The sequence below is a fragment of the Ketogulonicigenium robustum genome (assembly GCF_002117445.1).
GTDB lineage: Bacteria > Pseudomonadota > Alphaproteobacteria > Rhodobacterales > Rhodobacteraceae > Ketogulonicigenium > Ketogulonicigenium robustum.
In genome coordinates, this window is the sequence record NZ_CP019937.1 from 1,346,643 (window position 1) to 1,362,239 (window position 15,597).

Below are 15,597 nucleotides of genomic sequence, written 5' to 3' on the forward strand. Positions count from 1 at the left end.
TTTCCATCACCTTGCGCCCCTGTTTTTAGCAAGCACAGTTGCGATATGACCTCAAGCACAATGTTTGCAAATGTTCTGTTGCGCCCGAATTTTTGTTCCGCTTTGCTCTTATTTGAACATTCCTGCGCAGACTGAAAGACCTTCGCCATGCCCGTTTTTCTGGGTCTCGATATCGGGACGACATCGACCATCGGTATCTTGATCGATAGCGCCGGGGCCGTGCTGACCAAGGCCGCGCGCCCCGTGACCCTTTACGCCGATCACCCCGGCTGGGCCGAGGAAGACCCACAGCAGTGGTGGGACAACGTCTGCGCGCTGATCCCCGATCTGCTACAGGACAGCGGTTGCGCCGCAGCTGATATCGCGGGCATTGGCGTTGGCGGCATGCTGCCAGCGACGATCTTGCTAGATGCGCAAGGCCACGTGCTGCGCCGCGCGATCCAGCAAAGCGACGGCCGCTGCGGCGCGGAAGTCGCCGAGATGCGCGCCCAGATCGACGAGGCTGCGTTTCTGGCGCAGGCTGGGAACGGCGTGAACCAGCAATTGGTCGGCGCCAAGCTGCGCTGGCTGGCCCGCCACGAACCGCAGGTGCTGGCGCAAGCCGACACCGTCATGGGCTCGTATGACTATATCAACTTCAAACTGACGGGCGTGCGCGCGATCGAACAGAACTGGGCGCTCGAGGCCGGTGTCGTTGCCGTCGCCACGCACCAGATCGACCCTGCTCAGGCCGAGGCGACCGGAATTCCCGCCCGGCTACTGCCCCGCCTTGTCGCCGCAACCGAGGTGCTGGGCCACGTCACCCCCGACGCTGCCGCCGCAACGGGGCTTGCCGCTGGCACGCCCGTGATGGGCGGCGCGGCCGATATGATCGCGTCATGTCTGGGCGCGGGTGTGGTGGCAAATGGGGATGTTCTGCTGAAATTCGGCGGCGCCGTCGATATTTTGACGGCGACCGATACCGCCCACCCCGACGCGCGGCTGTTTCTGGACTACCACCTTATCCCGGACCTCTGGATGCCGAACGGCTGCATGTCGACCGGCGGCGCGGTGCTGAACTGGTTCGTCGATACGTTTGCCGCCGACATTACCCCACTCGACGGCTCGCGCCACAAAGCGCTGGACGCGCTGGCCGCTCAGCGCCCCGCGGGGTCGCTGGGGCTGGTGTTTCTGCCCTATCTACTGGGCGAGAAAACCCCCCTGCACGACCCCGATGCCAAGGGCGTGTTCTGGGGGATGACCCTGTCGCACGATCTGGGGCACATCTGGCGCGCGCTGCTGGAATCCTATGCCTATGCTATCCGCCACCACATCCAGACTTTCGCCGAAATTGGCTACAACCCGCAGCGATTCTTCGTCTCGGATGGCGGCGCGCAAAGCGATGTCTGGATGCAGATCGTGGCCGATGTCATTGGGCAATCGCTGCAACGCCTTTCGGGGCATCCCGGCACCTGCCTTGGGGCCGCATGGGTGGCTGCTGTCGGCACCGGCGCGGCTGAATGGGATGGCATCACAGCCTTTACCCAGAAAGAGGCCCTCATTTCACCCAACGCTGCGCATCGTGCCTTGTATGACGCGCAGTTTGCCGCTTTCCTGAACCTCTATCAGCGATTGAAGGGCTTCGGTGTATGAACAGCTTTCCGTGGCAGGGCGTCGCATGGGATATTGACGGCACCTTACTGGATTCCGAGCCGCTGCACGCGCGGTCGCTGACGGCGGTTTGCGAGATGTTCGGCGTCGCTGTGGCCGCCGATGACGCGCAATTTGTGGGCATGCACATTATCGATGTCTGGAACGTGCTGCGCCCCCTGTTTCCCGCCGGCACGACCGAGGCTGACTTCATGGTGCCCCTGCGCGCCTATTACCGCAACAACGCAAGCGACCTCGCCATTATTCCCGGCGCGCGCGACGTGATCACCGCCCTGCATGATGCAGGGGTGCGGCAGGTGTGTGTCTCGAACTCGACCCGCGACGTTGTGGACATCAACCTTGCCACACTGGGAATGAACGCGCTGCTGCAAGGCGCGCTGAGTTTGGACGATGTGACACGCGGCAAGCCTGCACCCGACCCCTACTTGCAGGGCGCGGCGCTGCTGGGCCTGCCGGTGGATGCCGTTCTGGCGGTCGAGGATAGCCCCACGGGGGTGCGGTCGGCGCAGGCGGCTGGACTGGCCGTTGCCATGTATGTGCCTGCGGGGCACCCCGAACCCACCGATGTCACCCCTGATTTCATCATCAGCCGCCTTGACCAGATCCCCCTGCTAATCCCCCGCTGAGAGGACACTATGGCCATCGTCATCGACAATCTGCATGCGGGCGGCGCGCCCTTTTCCCTGTTGATCGCCGATGGCGTCATCGCGGCCATCGGCCCCGACAGCGACATGCCAGCCGACACGGTGCGTTACGATGCGGGCGGGGCGCTGCTGTCGCCGGGGTTTACCGATGCACATGTGCACCTAGACAAGGCAATGATTCTGGGGCGCTGCCCGATTTGCGAGGGCACCCTGCCCGAGGCTGTCCACCTGACCGCCACCGCCAAAGCCGCCTTTACCGAGGACGATGTCTACGCCCGCGCCGAGGCCGTGATCGAAATGGCTGTCCGCGCAGGCACGCAAGCCATGCGCAGCTTTGTCGAGGTTGATCCCCGCGCGGGACTGCGCAGCTTCCACGCCCTCAAGCGGCTGCGGGCCGAATGGGCCGATGTGATCGACCTGCAACTATGCGTCTTTGCGCAAGAGGGGCTGACGCAAGAGATGGAAACCGTCGACCTGATGCGCGAGGCCATGGCCTTGGGCGGCGACGTGGTGGGCGGGTGCCCCTATACCGACCCCGATCCGGTGGCGCATGTCGGGCTGATCTTCGATCTGGCCGCCGAGTTTGATGCGGATGTCGATTTCCACGTCGACTTCAACCTCGACGCGTCAGGGTCCATCCTGCCCGAAATCATCGACCAAACCACGCAGCGCGGCTGGAACGGGCGCGTCACGGTGGGACATGCGACCAAATTTGCAGCCTTCCCCCCGTCGCAACGGGCCGATCTGGCGCGCCGCATGCACGCAGCGGGTGTCGCGCTGGTGGTGCTACCCGCGACCGACAGCTACCTGAACGGCGACGCGTCCGACCCCATGCGCCCCCGCGGCGTCGCGCCCGCCTATGCCCTGTCCCAACTCGGGGCGACCGTCGCGGTGGCAACGAATAATGTCCAAAATCCCTTCACGCCCTTTGGCGATGCAAATTTGCTGCGTATGGCAGGGTATTACGCCAATATCGACCAGCTATCGTCCGACGCGCAGATGGAGGACGTGTTCGCCATGATCTGTGAAAAGCCCGCGCATATTCTGGGGCGTCAGGGGCATGCGCTCACCGTTGGGGCACCTGCAGATTTCATCTTGCTGGCCGCCGACAGCCGCGCCGATGCTGTGCGCGCCAACAGCCCCGTGGTGGGCGTCATCAAGGGTGGCAAGATGCGGCTTTGGGCCCCACGCCAGCCCCTGACCCGGGGCTGAACATGGCTTTTTGCGCCATCAGCCCCCACCCTGAAGCGACGAAAATCGGCAACGCGCTGTTGGCCGATGGCCACAGCGCCGCAGCCGCCGCCGTCGCCATGGGGGCCTATCTTTCCGTCGCCATGCCACATTTTTGCGGGATTGGCGGCGATGCGGTCTGGTTGGTCAGCGATCGCACGGGCGCGGTACAAGCGATCAACGGCATTGGGCAAGCGTTCGACTTCACCGCGCAGGTCGACCAAATCGACACACGCGGGCCGCGGTCCATCCTTACAACAGCCGCCGCCGTCGCCACGTGGGACGCTGCTCTGCGCCTGTTTGGCGATACCACGGCGCTTTCGACCCTGCTCGGCCCAGCGGCCCGGGCCGCGGCCGATGGGATCGTGGTAACCCCATCGCAAGCGTTCTGGCGCGACATGCGCGCCGAGGAGATGGCCGCGTGGCACGGTTTCGCCCCCTATCGCAACGCGCCTGCTGGTAGCCTGCTGCGACAGCCTGCGCTGGCCAACACCCTGACAGCGTTGATCGAAAACGGCTTGCCTGATTTCTACACAGGCACACTCGCCAACACCATTTTGGATGATCTGGCGCAGTTGGGCGTGCCCGCCACCGCCGCTGATTTGGCCGCGACCAGCGCCCGCGTCACGCCTGCGCTTTCGGTGGGCTATCGCGGCGCGCAGCTTTACGCACCCCCGCCGCCGACCCAAGGGGTCACCACCCTTCAGATCATGGGTATTCTGGCAGCCAGCGGCCCTGCACGAACAGGCGCCGCCGACTACCACCTGATGGTCGAAGCGGTAAAACGTGCCTTTCTGGATCGCCGCACGCTAGACGATTCACCGCAGGCCCACGCGGCAGCTATTGCGACGCTGGCCCCCGCGCATCTGCAAGCGCAGGCCGCAGCGATCGACCCCAATCAGGCCCTGCCCTGGCCGTGGCCCTACAACAGCGCCGATACCGTCTATTTTGCCGCTTACGACCAGAATGGCGGCTGCGTTTCCGCACTGCAAAGCACGTACTTCGACTGGGGTAGCGGCTGCGTTTTGCCCCAAACGGGGCTGATCTGGCATAACCGCGGGGCCAGCTTTGGCTTGACCGACGGGCCGAACCGCCTTGCCCCGCGCAGGCGACCCTTTCATACGCTGAACCCCGGGATAGCGACCAAGGGCGGCAAACCCTGGCTGCTTTACGGCACGCAAGGGGCCGACGGGCAGCCGCAGACGCTGACCGTCCTGCTACGCCACGCGATCGACCAGAACCTGCCCCCCGCCGATGCCCTACGCGCGCCGCGCTTTCTGCTGGGGCGCACATTTTCGGACGGGCGTGATACGCTAAAGCTTGAACCGACGGGGTATGAGGATGCGCTGCGCGCCCTTGGGCACCAGATCAGCCCGATCGCGCCGCTAAGCCCGTTGGCCGGCCAAGCCGGCATGATCCGCATCGAGGGTGAGACTGTGACCTGCGCGCACGACCAGCGCGGTCAGGGCTGATCCTGCCGCCCGCCGACAACGCGGACATCAACGCCCGCCTCGCGCAGCAGCGCATCAAGTTCGGCGGGGGGCGGCGCGTCGGTGATCAACACCGATATATCCTGCAGCGCGCAAATCCGCGTCAGGGACATACGCTCAAACTTCGATGAATCGCACAGAACCACGCGCACGGCGGACTGGTTCACATAGACACGCTTCATTTCGCTGTCTTCGATGGAATAATCGAACAACCCGTCGGCCGTCAGGCCCGACACGCCGATGACCGCGACATCGAAAAACAGTTGCGAGAACTGGCTTACGGCAATAGGGCCGGTGATCGACATCTCGTCCGCGCGCACGCGGCCGCCCGCCAGATACACCTCGGACGGGGATTGCGACAGCAGCTGCGCCACGCGGACCGAGTTGGTGAACACCCGCTTGCGCGCGGGCTTTTCCATCATCTGCGCGACCAGATAGACCGATGTTCCCACATCCAGCGCGACCGTGCGATATTGCGACAAGATCCGCGCCGCTTCGTGGGCGATGGTTTCCTTGGCGGCGCGGTTGCGGGCGAAACGGGCGTCGAACTCGGGCTCGATATCATCGACCACCGCATGGGGCCCGCGCGCGGTGGGCACTGCGCCGCCGTGGACGCGGGCCAGATGGCCCTCGGCCTCCAGCTCGGCCAGATCTCGGCGCACGGTCATGTCGGATACATTGAATTCCTTGGCCAAATCGACGACCGAAACCGACCCGCCCGCATAAAGGCGTTCCAAAATGGCTGCCAGCCGCGCTTGCCCCGGCAGTTTCTGCCGCTCGTGCGGGGCGGGGCTGCGGGTGGTCGGGGCTTGCCAATCGTCAGAATTCATACGTCTCAGGCCCCTGCTGTTTTACTGCGCAAAACAAATCGCAGTGATATGCCCGATTTTTACGATTTTCGGGCCAATGAAGGCAAGCCCGAGTTACCCGGCGACTGCCCCCCAACCAGCTTGCCATCCACAGCAACAACCCGACCCGCCTTGATCACAACCCGCTCGCCCGCGCGGTCGGCGACGGCCTCGGCAATGCTGGCCGCGCGCAGCAGGATAAAATCGGCAGGCGCGCCAACCGCCAGCCCCGTGCCGCTACGCCCCAGCAGGGCCGAAGGCACAGTGCTGACCAAGTCATAGGCCAGCGCCAAATCGGCATCGGCCCGAAAGTCCTGTCGATCACACAGAATTCCCGCGCGCTCTAGCAGATCGCCGTTACCGAAAGGTGACCACGCATCGCGAATATTGTCATTGGCCGCAAACACCTGCACCCCTGCGGCGCGCAGGGCCTTGATAGGCGGCATCGGCACTGGCCCAGGGGCAGATGTCATGATCGACACCCCCGCGCGCGCCAGATGATCGGCCACCTCACCCAGTCGCGCGTCGCCCAACGCGCCCAGACAGAAGGCGTGGCTGACGTTGACGCGGCCCTGCAGGCCCAGCGCCTCGGTGCGCAGGGCAATCTGTTGCAACTCGTGCGCGCCCAGATCAGCGGGGTCGTGCAGGTGAATGTCCACCCCAACGCCGTATTTGTCGGCCAGCCCGAAAACCGTATCGAGATGCCCGGTAATGTCCCCATCAATCCCCGCCGGATCGAGGCCCCCGACCAGATCGACCCCCGCGCGCAGCGCCGCAGCCATCAGATCGGCCGTGCCCTTGTCGCGCAAAATACCCGATTGCGGGAAGGCGACGGTCTGGATGTCGACCAAATGGCCGTGGGTTTCGCGCAGCGCCAGAACTTCCTCGACGTGCCGCAGCCCGATTTCGGTGTCGATATCGATATGGCTGCGCACGGCCACGGTTCCGTAGGTGGCCAGTCGATCCAACAGCGCGCCGCCGCGCAGACGGACGGGCACATCCAGATCGCGCCGCAACTGCCGCTCGGCTGCAATGCGGGCGGCCACCGTTTCGCCGGGCAGGTGCGGAATGAACGGCAGGCCAATCAGCGTCTTATCCAGATGGATGTGCCCGTCGACCATGGCGGGCAGCGCCAAACGCCCGCCCGCATCAAAAACCGGCGTGTCGGCGGGCTCGGGCAGCGCCCCAATGGCCGCGATACGCCCCTGCCGGATCAGGATCGACTGGGTGCCTAAATCACCCAGCCGCAGGTTTTTCACAAACAGATCGTCCATACCCTACCCCCCTATCAACTTTACCCGCCGCGCGGCGACAACGCGGTAGAGCGGATCGCCCCAGAATGCCCCCTCTTGATACGCCGAGAAGGTCAGGCTGATATCATGTTCGTCTGGCGATGCGCAGGCCGCTGAAAAAATATCGGGCCATTCGGGCGCGGGCGCCGCGCGCATTTGCTGCAGGGCCTCGGGGGTGGGAAGCGTCGGAAAGCCGATTTTGGGGATGAGCGCCGCAATAATCGCCCACAGGATTGGGTAAAGCGCATCGGGGTCGTCCAGATGCGGGCGTATGGTGCGCAGCCAATGAAAACCTGTCACGGCGTGCAGGGCGGAAAAATCCATCGTTTGGGCATAAAGGGCCAGCGAGAGCGCCGCCATCTGGCGCGGGGTATCTGGCGTCATTTCCAGTCGGCCCACCAAGGCGGGAAAGGCGGGCAAGGCGCAGACCGCGCGAATGTTGTGCCACAGCAGGTCTTCCTCGACCGTATAGCTGCGGGCACCCGGCAGGTCATACATCCCTGCGATTATATCTTGCGGGTTTTGCGTGCGCGGCAGCGCGGCGCGGTCCATCGGCACGTCCAGATAGCAAGCGGCCCAATAGCCCAGCGCGTGCCCAACCTCGGTCGGGTTTTTCCCGATGATCGCATAGGCCAGCCGCATCAAAGGATGGAACGCGCTGCCCGCCATGCCTTGCGCCAAGCGTGGCACATAATGGCGGATGGCCTGATCGGCCCCGCGCTGCGCGACCTCGGCCACGAAGAAGGCGCGCAGGTCGGCCTCGCGCGTGCGATCGCCGATCGCCGTGCCCCATGTGGTTTGATCCAGCGGGCCTTTCGACGCTGGCTGGGGTGGAACCTGTTTGGCGATGACATAATCGCCATACCACGCGGCGATACGGGCATTATCCGCGCCCATCTGGCGCATGGCCTCCATCACCATCGGGGCGTGATTGGCCAGCAGAACCGGAAATTCCGCCGAATCCGCCTGTGCGCGGGCGAACGCGTCACCGTGGGGGGGCAGGTCTGTCATGCGTTATCCTTCCCGTCGCTGCGCGGCACGAAATGGACATCGTTGAATGCCTCGTAAGCCGCCAGAAAATGGTCGCGGTTTTCTTGAAATAGCTGGCGGGCCAGCGCAGTGACCAGCATCGGTATCCCGTATTTCGCGCCGGTAATCCCGTTGGCAACCGGCCCGAAGCTAAGCATCGCCGCGGCGTTGAACATATGGATGCGGCTGATCCAGACCTGCGCCGGATCATGCGGTAGCAGTTCGAAATCATACCCCAAATAGGGGTGCGCCGCCAGCGCGCGGTGACCTAGCGCTGCGGGCGGCGTGTAGACATCGCCCCACAGCTTGACCAACCCTGCCACCGATGACAGCTCGGGCCGGGCCGACAGGTCGGATGTGTAGCCCGTACCCAGCAGCAGCTGGTCAACCTCGAACGTGCCGCAAGCGTTTTCAATGCGCACGCGCCCCGATCCTGTCAGGCTGTAATGCGAGGCCCCCGCCCCCGCGTGGTAGTGAAAGCGCGGATCAAAGGCCGCGCGATTGTACTGGTCTTGGGTCGGGGGGATGCCCATGGTGAAATAACGGTGCATATAGCGCCAGCGATGGTCATCGGGCAAATCAGCGTAATGGCCCAGAAAGCCGGGGAAGTTCATCCACGCCAATCCCTCGGTCGCCGCGAAACCGGCGCGGCGCGCAAAGTGGGTCACGGATCTCGCGCCCCGTTCCAACGCTGTGACCGACCAGTCGAAGGCTGACGTCGCGCCGCCGATAACGGCAACATCGCGCCCCGCCAAACCCGCATCGCTGCAAATATCGGCCGAATGCGTGTACATATCGCGCGGTAAGGCCGCTATCTCAGGCGGAATCCACGCCGCGCCGCTACCGACCAGGCCCGTGGCCATCACCACGTGCCCCGCCTGCACGTATTTGCGGCCCGTTGGCGTCGCCAGCTCCAACCTCACGCCCGATGGCGCTGGGGCAAGCCCGACCAGCGTCGTATCGTTTTCGACATGCAGGCCCGTCACCGCCCGAAACCAGATCAGATATCGCATCCAATCCTCTTTCGCGGGCTTGTCCAAGGCGTCCCACGCGGCGGTGCCGTAAGTTGCCTCGTACCACGCCCGCAGGGTCAGGCTGGGCACCCCCAAATCGACCGACGCCAGATGCTTGGGCGAGCGCAGGGTTTTCATCCGCGCGGCGGTGACCCAAGGCCCCTCTTGCCCTTTGGGGCGCTGGTCGATGACCAGCACGTTGTTGATCCCCCGCCGCTTCAGCCCGAACGCCACCCCAAGGCCCGCCAAACCCGCACCGCAGATGACCACATCGTAACTGTCCGGCGCGCGGGCGGGCAGCCAATCGCAGGCGAGCCCCTCGATCCGATCGAGTTCCGAGGCGACTTGTGCCTGCAAGGCGGCAAGGGCGCCCATCAGGATTGCACCATGCCCTTGGACCAGACCCCACCGCCCAGCGCGTAATGTATGCGGCGGTTCAGTGCGTTGGAGTGCCCTTCCCAAAATGTCATCGCGTCAGGGCGGATACGGTACCATTTCCAATAGGGCGGCCGCGCGATGGGGTCGTGCCCCTCGGCCAGCGCGCGAAAGGCGGCCAGCTGCGCCGCCTCGTCCGGCAGGGGCCGCCCCTGAAACGACACCGCGCGCGAGGCCTGCACCCAGCGCGGGTCTTGGGCAAAACGGAGGTCGTTTTCCGCATCATCCGCGACCGCGACCGTGCCAGTGAAGTTCACCGATTGCGCCGTCTCGCGCCAATAGATCGACACTGCCGCGCGGCCCGTTTCGGCCATTTCGGTACCCTTGCGGCTGCCGAAATTGGTCGTGAACAAGATGGTGTCGGCCTCGACATCCAACATCTGCACTGTGCGGCTGGACACCACACCCGCCCCGCTGGACGTTGCCAGTGTGACATACATCGGCTCGACCGCGGCGATAGACAGGATGTGCGCGACCCAATCACCCAGCAAGCGCAGCGGGTTTTCCGGGGCGCGTGTCAGGTCAAGCGAGGCTGCAGCTTGCGCAGGTTTCGGGGGTGTATGCGTTTGGGGGCGCAGCAGGTCGTTCATCATCCGTGTCCTTATCGCGTCACCTTTGGCTAGCATGTTCCATTTTGGTGGAAAAGGTTTGATGATGTTTGATCGCCGCGCAGCCCGCAGATGCGCGATTTGGGAACAATTATTGTGCAATCGTGCCGATTGACGTTGGCGGGCCGCGCTGTATTTTGGCTTTTGTCTTCGGGGCGAGGCGTAATTCCTCACCGGCGGTAGGCGCGGCCATCGGCCCGCGCAAGTCCGCGAGCGCCTGCGGTGCAGGGTCAGCAGATCTGGTCAGATGCCAGAACCGACGGTCATAGTCCGGATGCAAGAAGACGGCCCGATGCCGCCCACGCGCACAAAGGGCCCAATCACCCTGGAGCGCCCTTTGACGCACATGAAGGAGCGTACCACATGACGAAATCGACCCAAATGGCGGGGGGCCGCTGAATGTTCACCGGCATCGTCCAAACCACCGCACCCGTTCTGCGCGCAACGCGCGGAAACGAGGTTCTGACCTTCGCCCTCGGCATGACGCCAACGCTGCTGGACGATTTGAAAATCGGCGCGAGCGTGGCAATCGAGGGTTGCTGCCTGTCCGTCACCAGCATGGGCGAAGGCTATGCGACATTCGACGCTATGCTGGCCACGCTAGAGCGGACTAATCTGGCCCGCATCGCCGACGGCGTCAGTGTGAATGTCGAACGATCCATGAAACCCACCGACGAAAACGGCGGGCACATGGTGTCGGGGCACGTCTCGACCACGGCGCAGATCACGGCCCTTGAAACCGAGGGGCCGAAAGCACGCATTTCGTTCCGCGTCGCGCCCGAATGGGCCAAGTATATCTTTGTTCGCGGTTTTCTGGCCGTCAACGGCTGCAGCCTGACCGTGGGCGACGTGCAAGAAGACCCTGCAGGCGACATTTTCACGGTCTATCTGATCCCCGAGACGCTTCGTTCGACCACGTTCGGCACTTACAAGGTCGGCGACTACCTGAATATAGAGGTCGAGCACCAAACCATGATCACCGTCGAGGTGATGGAGCGGACACTGACGCGTCTGCTGCGCGACAAAACCCTCGCGTAATCAGATCTTTTCGGCCTTTTTAACCCAACGCCCATCTTCTTGGGCGAAATAGCTGGCGGGGATCCCCTGCCCCGTCAGCGCCTTCCACTGCGCGCGGGCATGGTCCAGCGCCTGCATGTCGTTGCCGTCGAAAATCAAAACAGTGCGGGCCGTCGCCGCGCATTCGCTGGCGGTGGCGGTCGCCATGTCGATGCAAATCAAGCAATCGCAGGGCGGCAGGTCGTTCGCGGCTGTCAGCAGAACAGGCTGCAACGCATCGTGCGGGCCACCCGCCAGCCCATGGGGCAAAAAGCCATCGTCGCGCCGCCACAGATCCAGATCCAGCGCGGCCAATCGCCCGACATCGGTGCCGCGCACCACCACCTGCCAGCCGCGATCCAGCGACCGGCCCAGCAGCACCGGCAGTGTCGCGACCACCGGCCCCTCGGTCAGGTGGAAGAACTGGATCTCAGCCATTCGAAATGCCTCAGGACTTCTCGAAATGCTCTTGGATCAGGCGGTTGATCAGCGCGACCCCCCAGCCCGTCGCGCCGCGCGGTGCCAGCCGCGAATCGCGCGAGAGCGACGCGACACCCGCGATATCAACATGTGCCCACAGCGTGCCAGGCTGGACGAACCGCGACAGGAATCGCGCTGCGATGATCGCGCCGCCCTGCACTGCGCCTTTATTTTTCACATCGGCCACGTTTGATTTCAGGCTTTCGTCGAATGCGGGGGGCATCGGCATCGGCCACAGCCCCTCTGATTCGGTGCGCGATGCCCCCATCATGCGCGATGTCAGCGTGTCGTCATTGCAGAACAGCCCCGCATATTCGGCGCCCAGCGCAGCGATGATGTTGCCCGTCAGGGTGGCAAAGTCGATCATCACGGCGGGTTTGAAACGTTGCTGCGCATACCACATCACGTCGGCCAGCAGCAGGCGCCCCTCTGCATCGGTCGAGATGATTTCGACCGTATCCCCCTTCATCGATGTGAACACATCGCCCGGGCGATAGGCATTGCCGGCGGGCATGTTTTCGACCAGCCCGACGACGCCCACAACGTTCACCCGCGCGCGCCGCAGGGCCAGGGTGCGCATCACGCCGCACACCAGCGCCGCGCCGCCCATGTCCATGGTCATATCTTCCATGCCGCCGGGGTTTTTCAAGCTAATCCCGCCGGTATCGAAAACGACGCCCTTGCCGATCAGCGCCAGCGGCGGTGCATCGCTGTCGGGTAGTCCCGTCCATTGCATGACGGCGACCTTGGTCGGGGTGACGCTGCCCTCGCCCACCGCCAGAAGCAGGTTCATGCCCAAGGCGCGCAGATCGTCTTCCTCCAGTATCTCGATTTTCAGGCCGAGATCAGCCATCCCAGCAATACGGCTGGCAAATTCGCTGGTGGTCAGGATGTTAGCAGGCTCGTTCACCAAGTCGCGAGTAAAGAAGACCCCCTCAGCTAGCGCTGCCAGCGGCGACGCGGCACGGGCGACAACTTCGGGGTGGCGCAAGTAAAACACGACCTGACCGCGCGCGGGGGCGGCCGCGGTTTTGTGGTCACCGAAGTGATAGCTGCGCAGCGCAAGCGCGTGGGCGACTTCCTCAATCCGCGCGTGGTGACCGGCGAAAATCGCCAAGCCACCCGGCGCCACATGGGCAGCCAGTGCAGCGCCAGCCGTGCGCGCTTCATCAACGCTGGGGCGCATCGGCAGGTTCACGATCAGCAGCTGTTCCGATGCGATCCCCGCTGGAAAGCCAAGGCTGAGAATGGTGCCCGGGCGCGAGGACGTCCAGCTTTCGCTGGCCAGCAAGCGCGACAGCGATTTGCGCGTTGCCGTGTCCAGTTTGCGCAACTGCAAATCCAGTTTACCTGCGGGGTCGATGATCAGGGCCAGACGTTGCCCTAGGGCAGCCAGTTCAATATTGGCGGAATCACGGAAATCGATCGGCAGCGGCGTGGTCATATCGGGCCTTTCAGTCGAACTTTTCAGGGCGATGGCAATGGCTTGTTGGCATAAAGCTACCCGTAAGCGCGCCTGAAAACCAGATACCAGTTCAAACGGACACAGCGATCAGTTATCCAACACAAAGAACCCGCACGAAGGAGAAGGCCATTGGGACGTTTCGACAGATATCTTCTGTCGCAGCTGATGACGCTGTTTGGCTTTTTCTCGCTCGTGCTGATCATGGTCTATTGGGTCAACCGCGCGGTGGTGCTGTTCGACCAGCTGATCGCAGACGGCCAAGGTGTGTGGGTTTTTGTTGAATTTACTGCCCTATCGCTGCCCGCCATCATGAAACTGGTGCTGCCGCTGTCGGCCTTCGTCGCCAGCGTCTATGTCGCCAACCGCATGAGTGGCGAATCCGAACTCGTGGTCGTGCAGGCGACGGGGTTTTCGCCGTGGCGCTTGGCGCGGCCGGTGCTGGTCTTTGGCCTGATGGTCATGGGTCTGGTGCAAGTTCTGGCCCATGAACTGGTTCCGTTATCGAACCAGCGCCTTGCCTTCCGGCAGCTTGAGGTCGCCCAAAGCGCCACCGCCCGCCTGCTGCAAGAGGGGGAATTCACGACGCCCGTCACGGGCCTCACCCTCTATGTCCGCAAGATCGACCCCGGCGGCGAGATGCACGACCTGTTCCTGTCGGATACCCTCGCCACCACCTTGGATACCGTTTACACGGCCACCCGCGCCTATCTGATCAGCACGAACGGCATCCCCCAACTGGTCATGCTTGACGGAACGGCGCAAAGCCTGTCGCGCGCGACGGGGCGGATGACGGTGACGTCTTTTTCTAACTTCACCTACGACATCAGCACATTGATGCCAGGCGGCGGGCCACTTGCGCCCAGCTTGCGCAGCACCACCACGCTGCAGCTACTGCACCCCTCGGATGAACTGCGGGCCCTTTACGACGACAATGCCATCTGGGCCGAGATCCACGACCGCGCGAGCGAGCCGATGCTAGGGCTGATTGGGGCGCTGATGGGCTTTGCCACGCTGCTTCTGGGCGGGTTTAGCCGGTTCGGGCTGACGCGGCAAATCGCAGGGGCTGTCGGGCTAGTGATTCTGATCAAAGGGATCGAATCCGTTGGAACGGGCGCTGTGCGGTCGGATGGCGCGCTTTGGCCGCTGTTGTATCTGCCGTTGGTCTGCGGCTTGGCCATTACCGCGCTGCTGCTGACGCTGGCCGGGCGCCCGGGCCTATTGCGCCGCATTAAAAGCACCCTCACCCCGTGGCGGAGGGCCGCACAATGATCCTGCACCGTTATTTTGCGTGGCGCTACCTGAAGGCATTTCTAAGCACCGCGGCCGGTTTCTTTCTGATGCTGATGATGATCGAATTGGTCGAGCAATTGCGCAGGTTCGGCGGTCAGCTTGATTTCGGGGCGATCATGCAGCTGACGCTGCTGAATGTGCCGGGGACATTCTACACCGTGCTTCCGCTGGTCGTGGTAATCTCCGCGTTGATGCTGTTTTTGGGGCTGGCCCGTTCGTCAGAAATGGTTGTCACGCGCGCGGCGGGCCGGTCTGCCATCATCGCGCTGGTATCGCCGGTGGTCGTGGTGTTTCTGATGGGGATGCTGGCGGTGATGGGGATGAACCCGATCGTTGCGGCAACCAGCCGGCAGTATGATGCGCGTATCGCAACGCTGACTGGCGGCGGTCAGGTGCTGCAGTTCAGCAATGGCGCCATCTGGCTGCGCGAAGGCGACGCCGACGGCCAAAGCGTGATCCGTGCCGGGGCCAGCGACACAGATGGCACGACGTTCCGCGACGTGACGATGATCTCGTTCGACCCGCAGGGCCACCCCTATCGACGCATCGCCGCATTGGATGCGACATTGGATAGCAGCGGCTGGCTGTTTCATGGCGTCAAGGTTTGGCCGCTGGGGCCCGACATCAATTCCGAAGCAGCGTCCGAAGTCTCGGATATGCTGCGTATCCCCTCCAGCCTGACCGCCGATCAGATTCGCGACAGCTTCGGCAGCCCGTCCAGCATATCGGTGTGGGAGCTTCCCACCTTCATCGCACGGATGGAGGCTTCGGGCTTCGCAGCGCGCCGCCATGTAGTTCATTTGCAAAGCGAATTGGCGCAGCCCGCATTTTTGGTCGCCATGATGCTGATCGCCGCCGTCTTCACTTTGCGCCATCAGCGCGGCGGGCACACCGGCATAATGGTGCTATTTGCAGTGCTGATCAGTTTTTCGCTTTATTTCGTCCGCAACCTCGCGCAGATCCTAGGCGAGAACGGGCAGATACCGCCGGTTATGGCAGCATGGGTCACCCCATTGGCCGCCATTGCGCTGGGGGTTGGCCTTTTGCTGCATCTGGAGGACGGCTGA

14 protein-coding genes and 1 riboswitch are annotated in these 15,597 nt (G+C 63.6%); of the genes, 7 read left to right on the forward strand and 7 right to left on the reverse strand.

Going from position 1 to position 15,597, the window contains the following annotated elements:
- Nucleotides 1-147: 147 nt before the first annotated feature.
- The 4 genes from BVG79_RS06830 to BVG79_RS06845 are packed head-to-tail and all read left to right on the forward strand — an operon-like array spanning nt 148 to nt 4,996.
- Nucleotides 148-1,632 (forward strand): FGGY-family carbohydrate kinase, encoded by a 1,485-nt coding sequence (locus BVG79_RS06830; protein WP_085786224.1) that lies wholly within the window; start codon nt 148-150, stop codon nt 1,630-1,632.
- Nucleotides 1,629-2,276: an HAD family hydrolase gene (locus BVG79_RS06835; RefSeq protein ID WP_085786225.1), complete on the forward strand. Its 648-nt coding sequence runs from the start codon at nt 1,629-1,631 to the stop codon at nt 2,274-2,276. Before BVG79_RS06830 ends, BVG79_RS06835 begins: the two co-directional genes overlap by 4 nt.
- A gap of 9 nt (nt 2,277-2,285) precedes the next feature.
- The gene (locus BVG79_RS06840) at nt 2,286-3,506 is read left to right on the forward strand and encodes an amidohydrolase family protein (RefSeq protein WP_085786226.1); all 1,221 of its coding nucleotides are present in this window, start codon (nt 2,286-2,288) and stop codon (nt 3,504-3,506) included.
- Nucleotides 3,507-3,508: 2 nt separating this feature from the next.
- Complete coding sequence (locus tag BVG79_RS06845; RefSeq protein ID WP_085786227.1) at nt 3,509-4,996, forward strand: gamma-glutamyltransferase family protein; 1,488 nt, start codon at nt 3,509-3,511, stop codon at nt 4,994-4,996.
- Here the strand turns inward: BVG79_RS06845 and BVG79_RS06850 are convergent.
- Genes BVG79_RS06850 through BVG79_RS06870 form a run of 5 tightly spaced genes read right to left on the reverse strand, consistent with a single transcriptional unit; the run spans nt 4,987 to nt 10,224 of the window.
- Entirely contained in the window at nt 4,987-5,844 is an 858-nt protein-coding gene (locus BVG79_RS06850) for a DeoR/GlpR family DNA-binding transcription regulator (RefSeq protein WP_085786228.1), read from the reverse strand. The two genes, BVG79_RS06845 and BVG79_RS06850, sit on opposite strands and share 10 nt — an antisense overlap.
- 59 nt (nt 5,845-5,903) lie before the next feature.
- On the reverse strand, nt 5,904-7,136 hold the full coding sequence (locus BVG79_RS06855; protein ID WP_085786229.1) for an amidohydrolase family protein: 1,233 nt from the start codon (nt 7,134-7,136) through the stop codon (nt 5,904-5,906).
- A gap of 3 nt (nt 7,137-7,139) precedes the next feature.
- The gene (locus BVG79_RS06860) at nt 7,140-8,165 is read right to left on the reverse strand and encodes a questin oxidase family protein (protein WP_085786230.1); all 1,026 of its coding nucleotides are present in this window, start codon (nt 8,163-8,165) and stop codon (nt 7,140-7,142) included.
- The gene (locus tag BVG79_RS06865) at nt 8,162-9,571 is read right to left on the reverse strand and encodes an FAD-dependent oxidoreductase (protein WP_085786231.1); all 1,410 of its coding nucleotides are present in this window, start codon (nt 9,569-9,571) and stop codon (nt 8,162-8,164) included. Before BVG79_RS06865 ends, BVG79_RS06860 begins: the two co-directional genes overlap by 4 nt.
- Nucleotides 9,571-10,224: a pyridoxine/pyridoxamine 5'-phosphate oxidase gene (locus BVG79_RS06870; RefSeq protein WP_198167826.1), complete on the reverse strand. Its 654-nt coding sequence runs from the start codon at nt 10,222-10,224 to the stop codon at nt 9,571-9,573. The genes BVG79_RS06865 and BVG79_RS06870 overlap by 1 nt, the downstream gene beginning before the upstream one ends.
- Nucleotides 10,225-10,381: 157 nt before the next feature.
- Nucleotides 10,382-10,529, forward strand: a riboswitch (FMN riboswitch).
- A gap of 109 nt (nt 10,530-10,638) precedes the next feature.
- Between BVG79_RS06870 and BVG79_RS06875 the strand changes: the two genes are divergently transcribed.
- On the forward strand, nt 10,639-11,277 hold the full coding sequence (locus BVG79_RS06875) for a riboflavin synthase subunit alpha (RefSeq protein ID WP_085786233.1): 639 nt from the start codon (nt 10,639-10,641) through the stop codon (nt 11,275-11,277).
- On the opposite strand, the gene BVG79_RS06880 is transcribed toward BVG79_RS06875, so the two are convergent.
- Both BVG79_RS06880 and BVG79_RS06885 read right to left on the reverse strand, forming a co-directional pair.
- Nucleotides 11,278-11,733: a DNA polymerase III subunit chi gene (locus BVG79_RS06880; protein ID WP_085786234.1), complete on the reverse strand. Its 456-nt coding sequence runs from the start codon at nt 11,731-11,733 to the stop codon at nt 11,278-11,280.
- Nucleotides 11,734-11,743: 10 nt separating this feature from the next.
- Nucleotides 11,744-13,219, reverse strand: coding sequence for a leucyl aminopeptidase (locus tag BVG79_RS06885; protein ID WP_085786235.1), 1,476 nt, complete (start codon nt 13,217-13,219; stop codon nt 11,744-11,746).
- Between the two features lie 150 nt (nt 13,220-13,369).
- On the opposite strand from BVG79_RS06885, the gene lptF reads away from it, so the two are divergent.
- Together lptF and lptG are read left to right on the forward strand one after the other, a co-directional pair.
- Nucleotides 13,370-14,509 carry an LPS export ABC transporter permease LptF gene (lptF, locus tag BVG79_RS06890; protein WP_085786236.1) on the forward strand — a complete coding sequence of 380 codons (1,140 nt, stop codon included), beginning with the start codon at nt 13,370-13,372 and terminating at the stop codon, nt 14,507-14,509.
- On the forward strand, nt 14,506-15,597 hold the full coding sequence (gene lptG, locus BVG79_RS06895; RefSeq protein WP_085786237.1) for an LPS export ABC transporter permease LptG: 1,092 nt from the start codon (nt 14,506-14,508) through the stop codon (nt 15,595-15,597). Before lptF ends, lptG begins: the two co-directional genes overlap by 4 nt.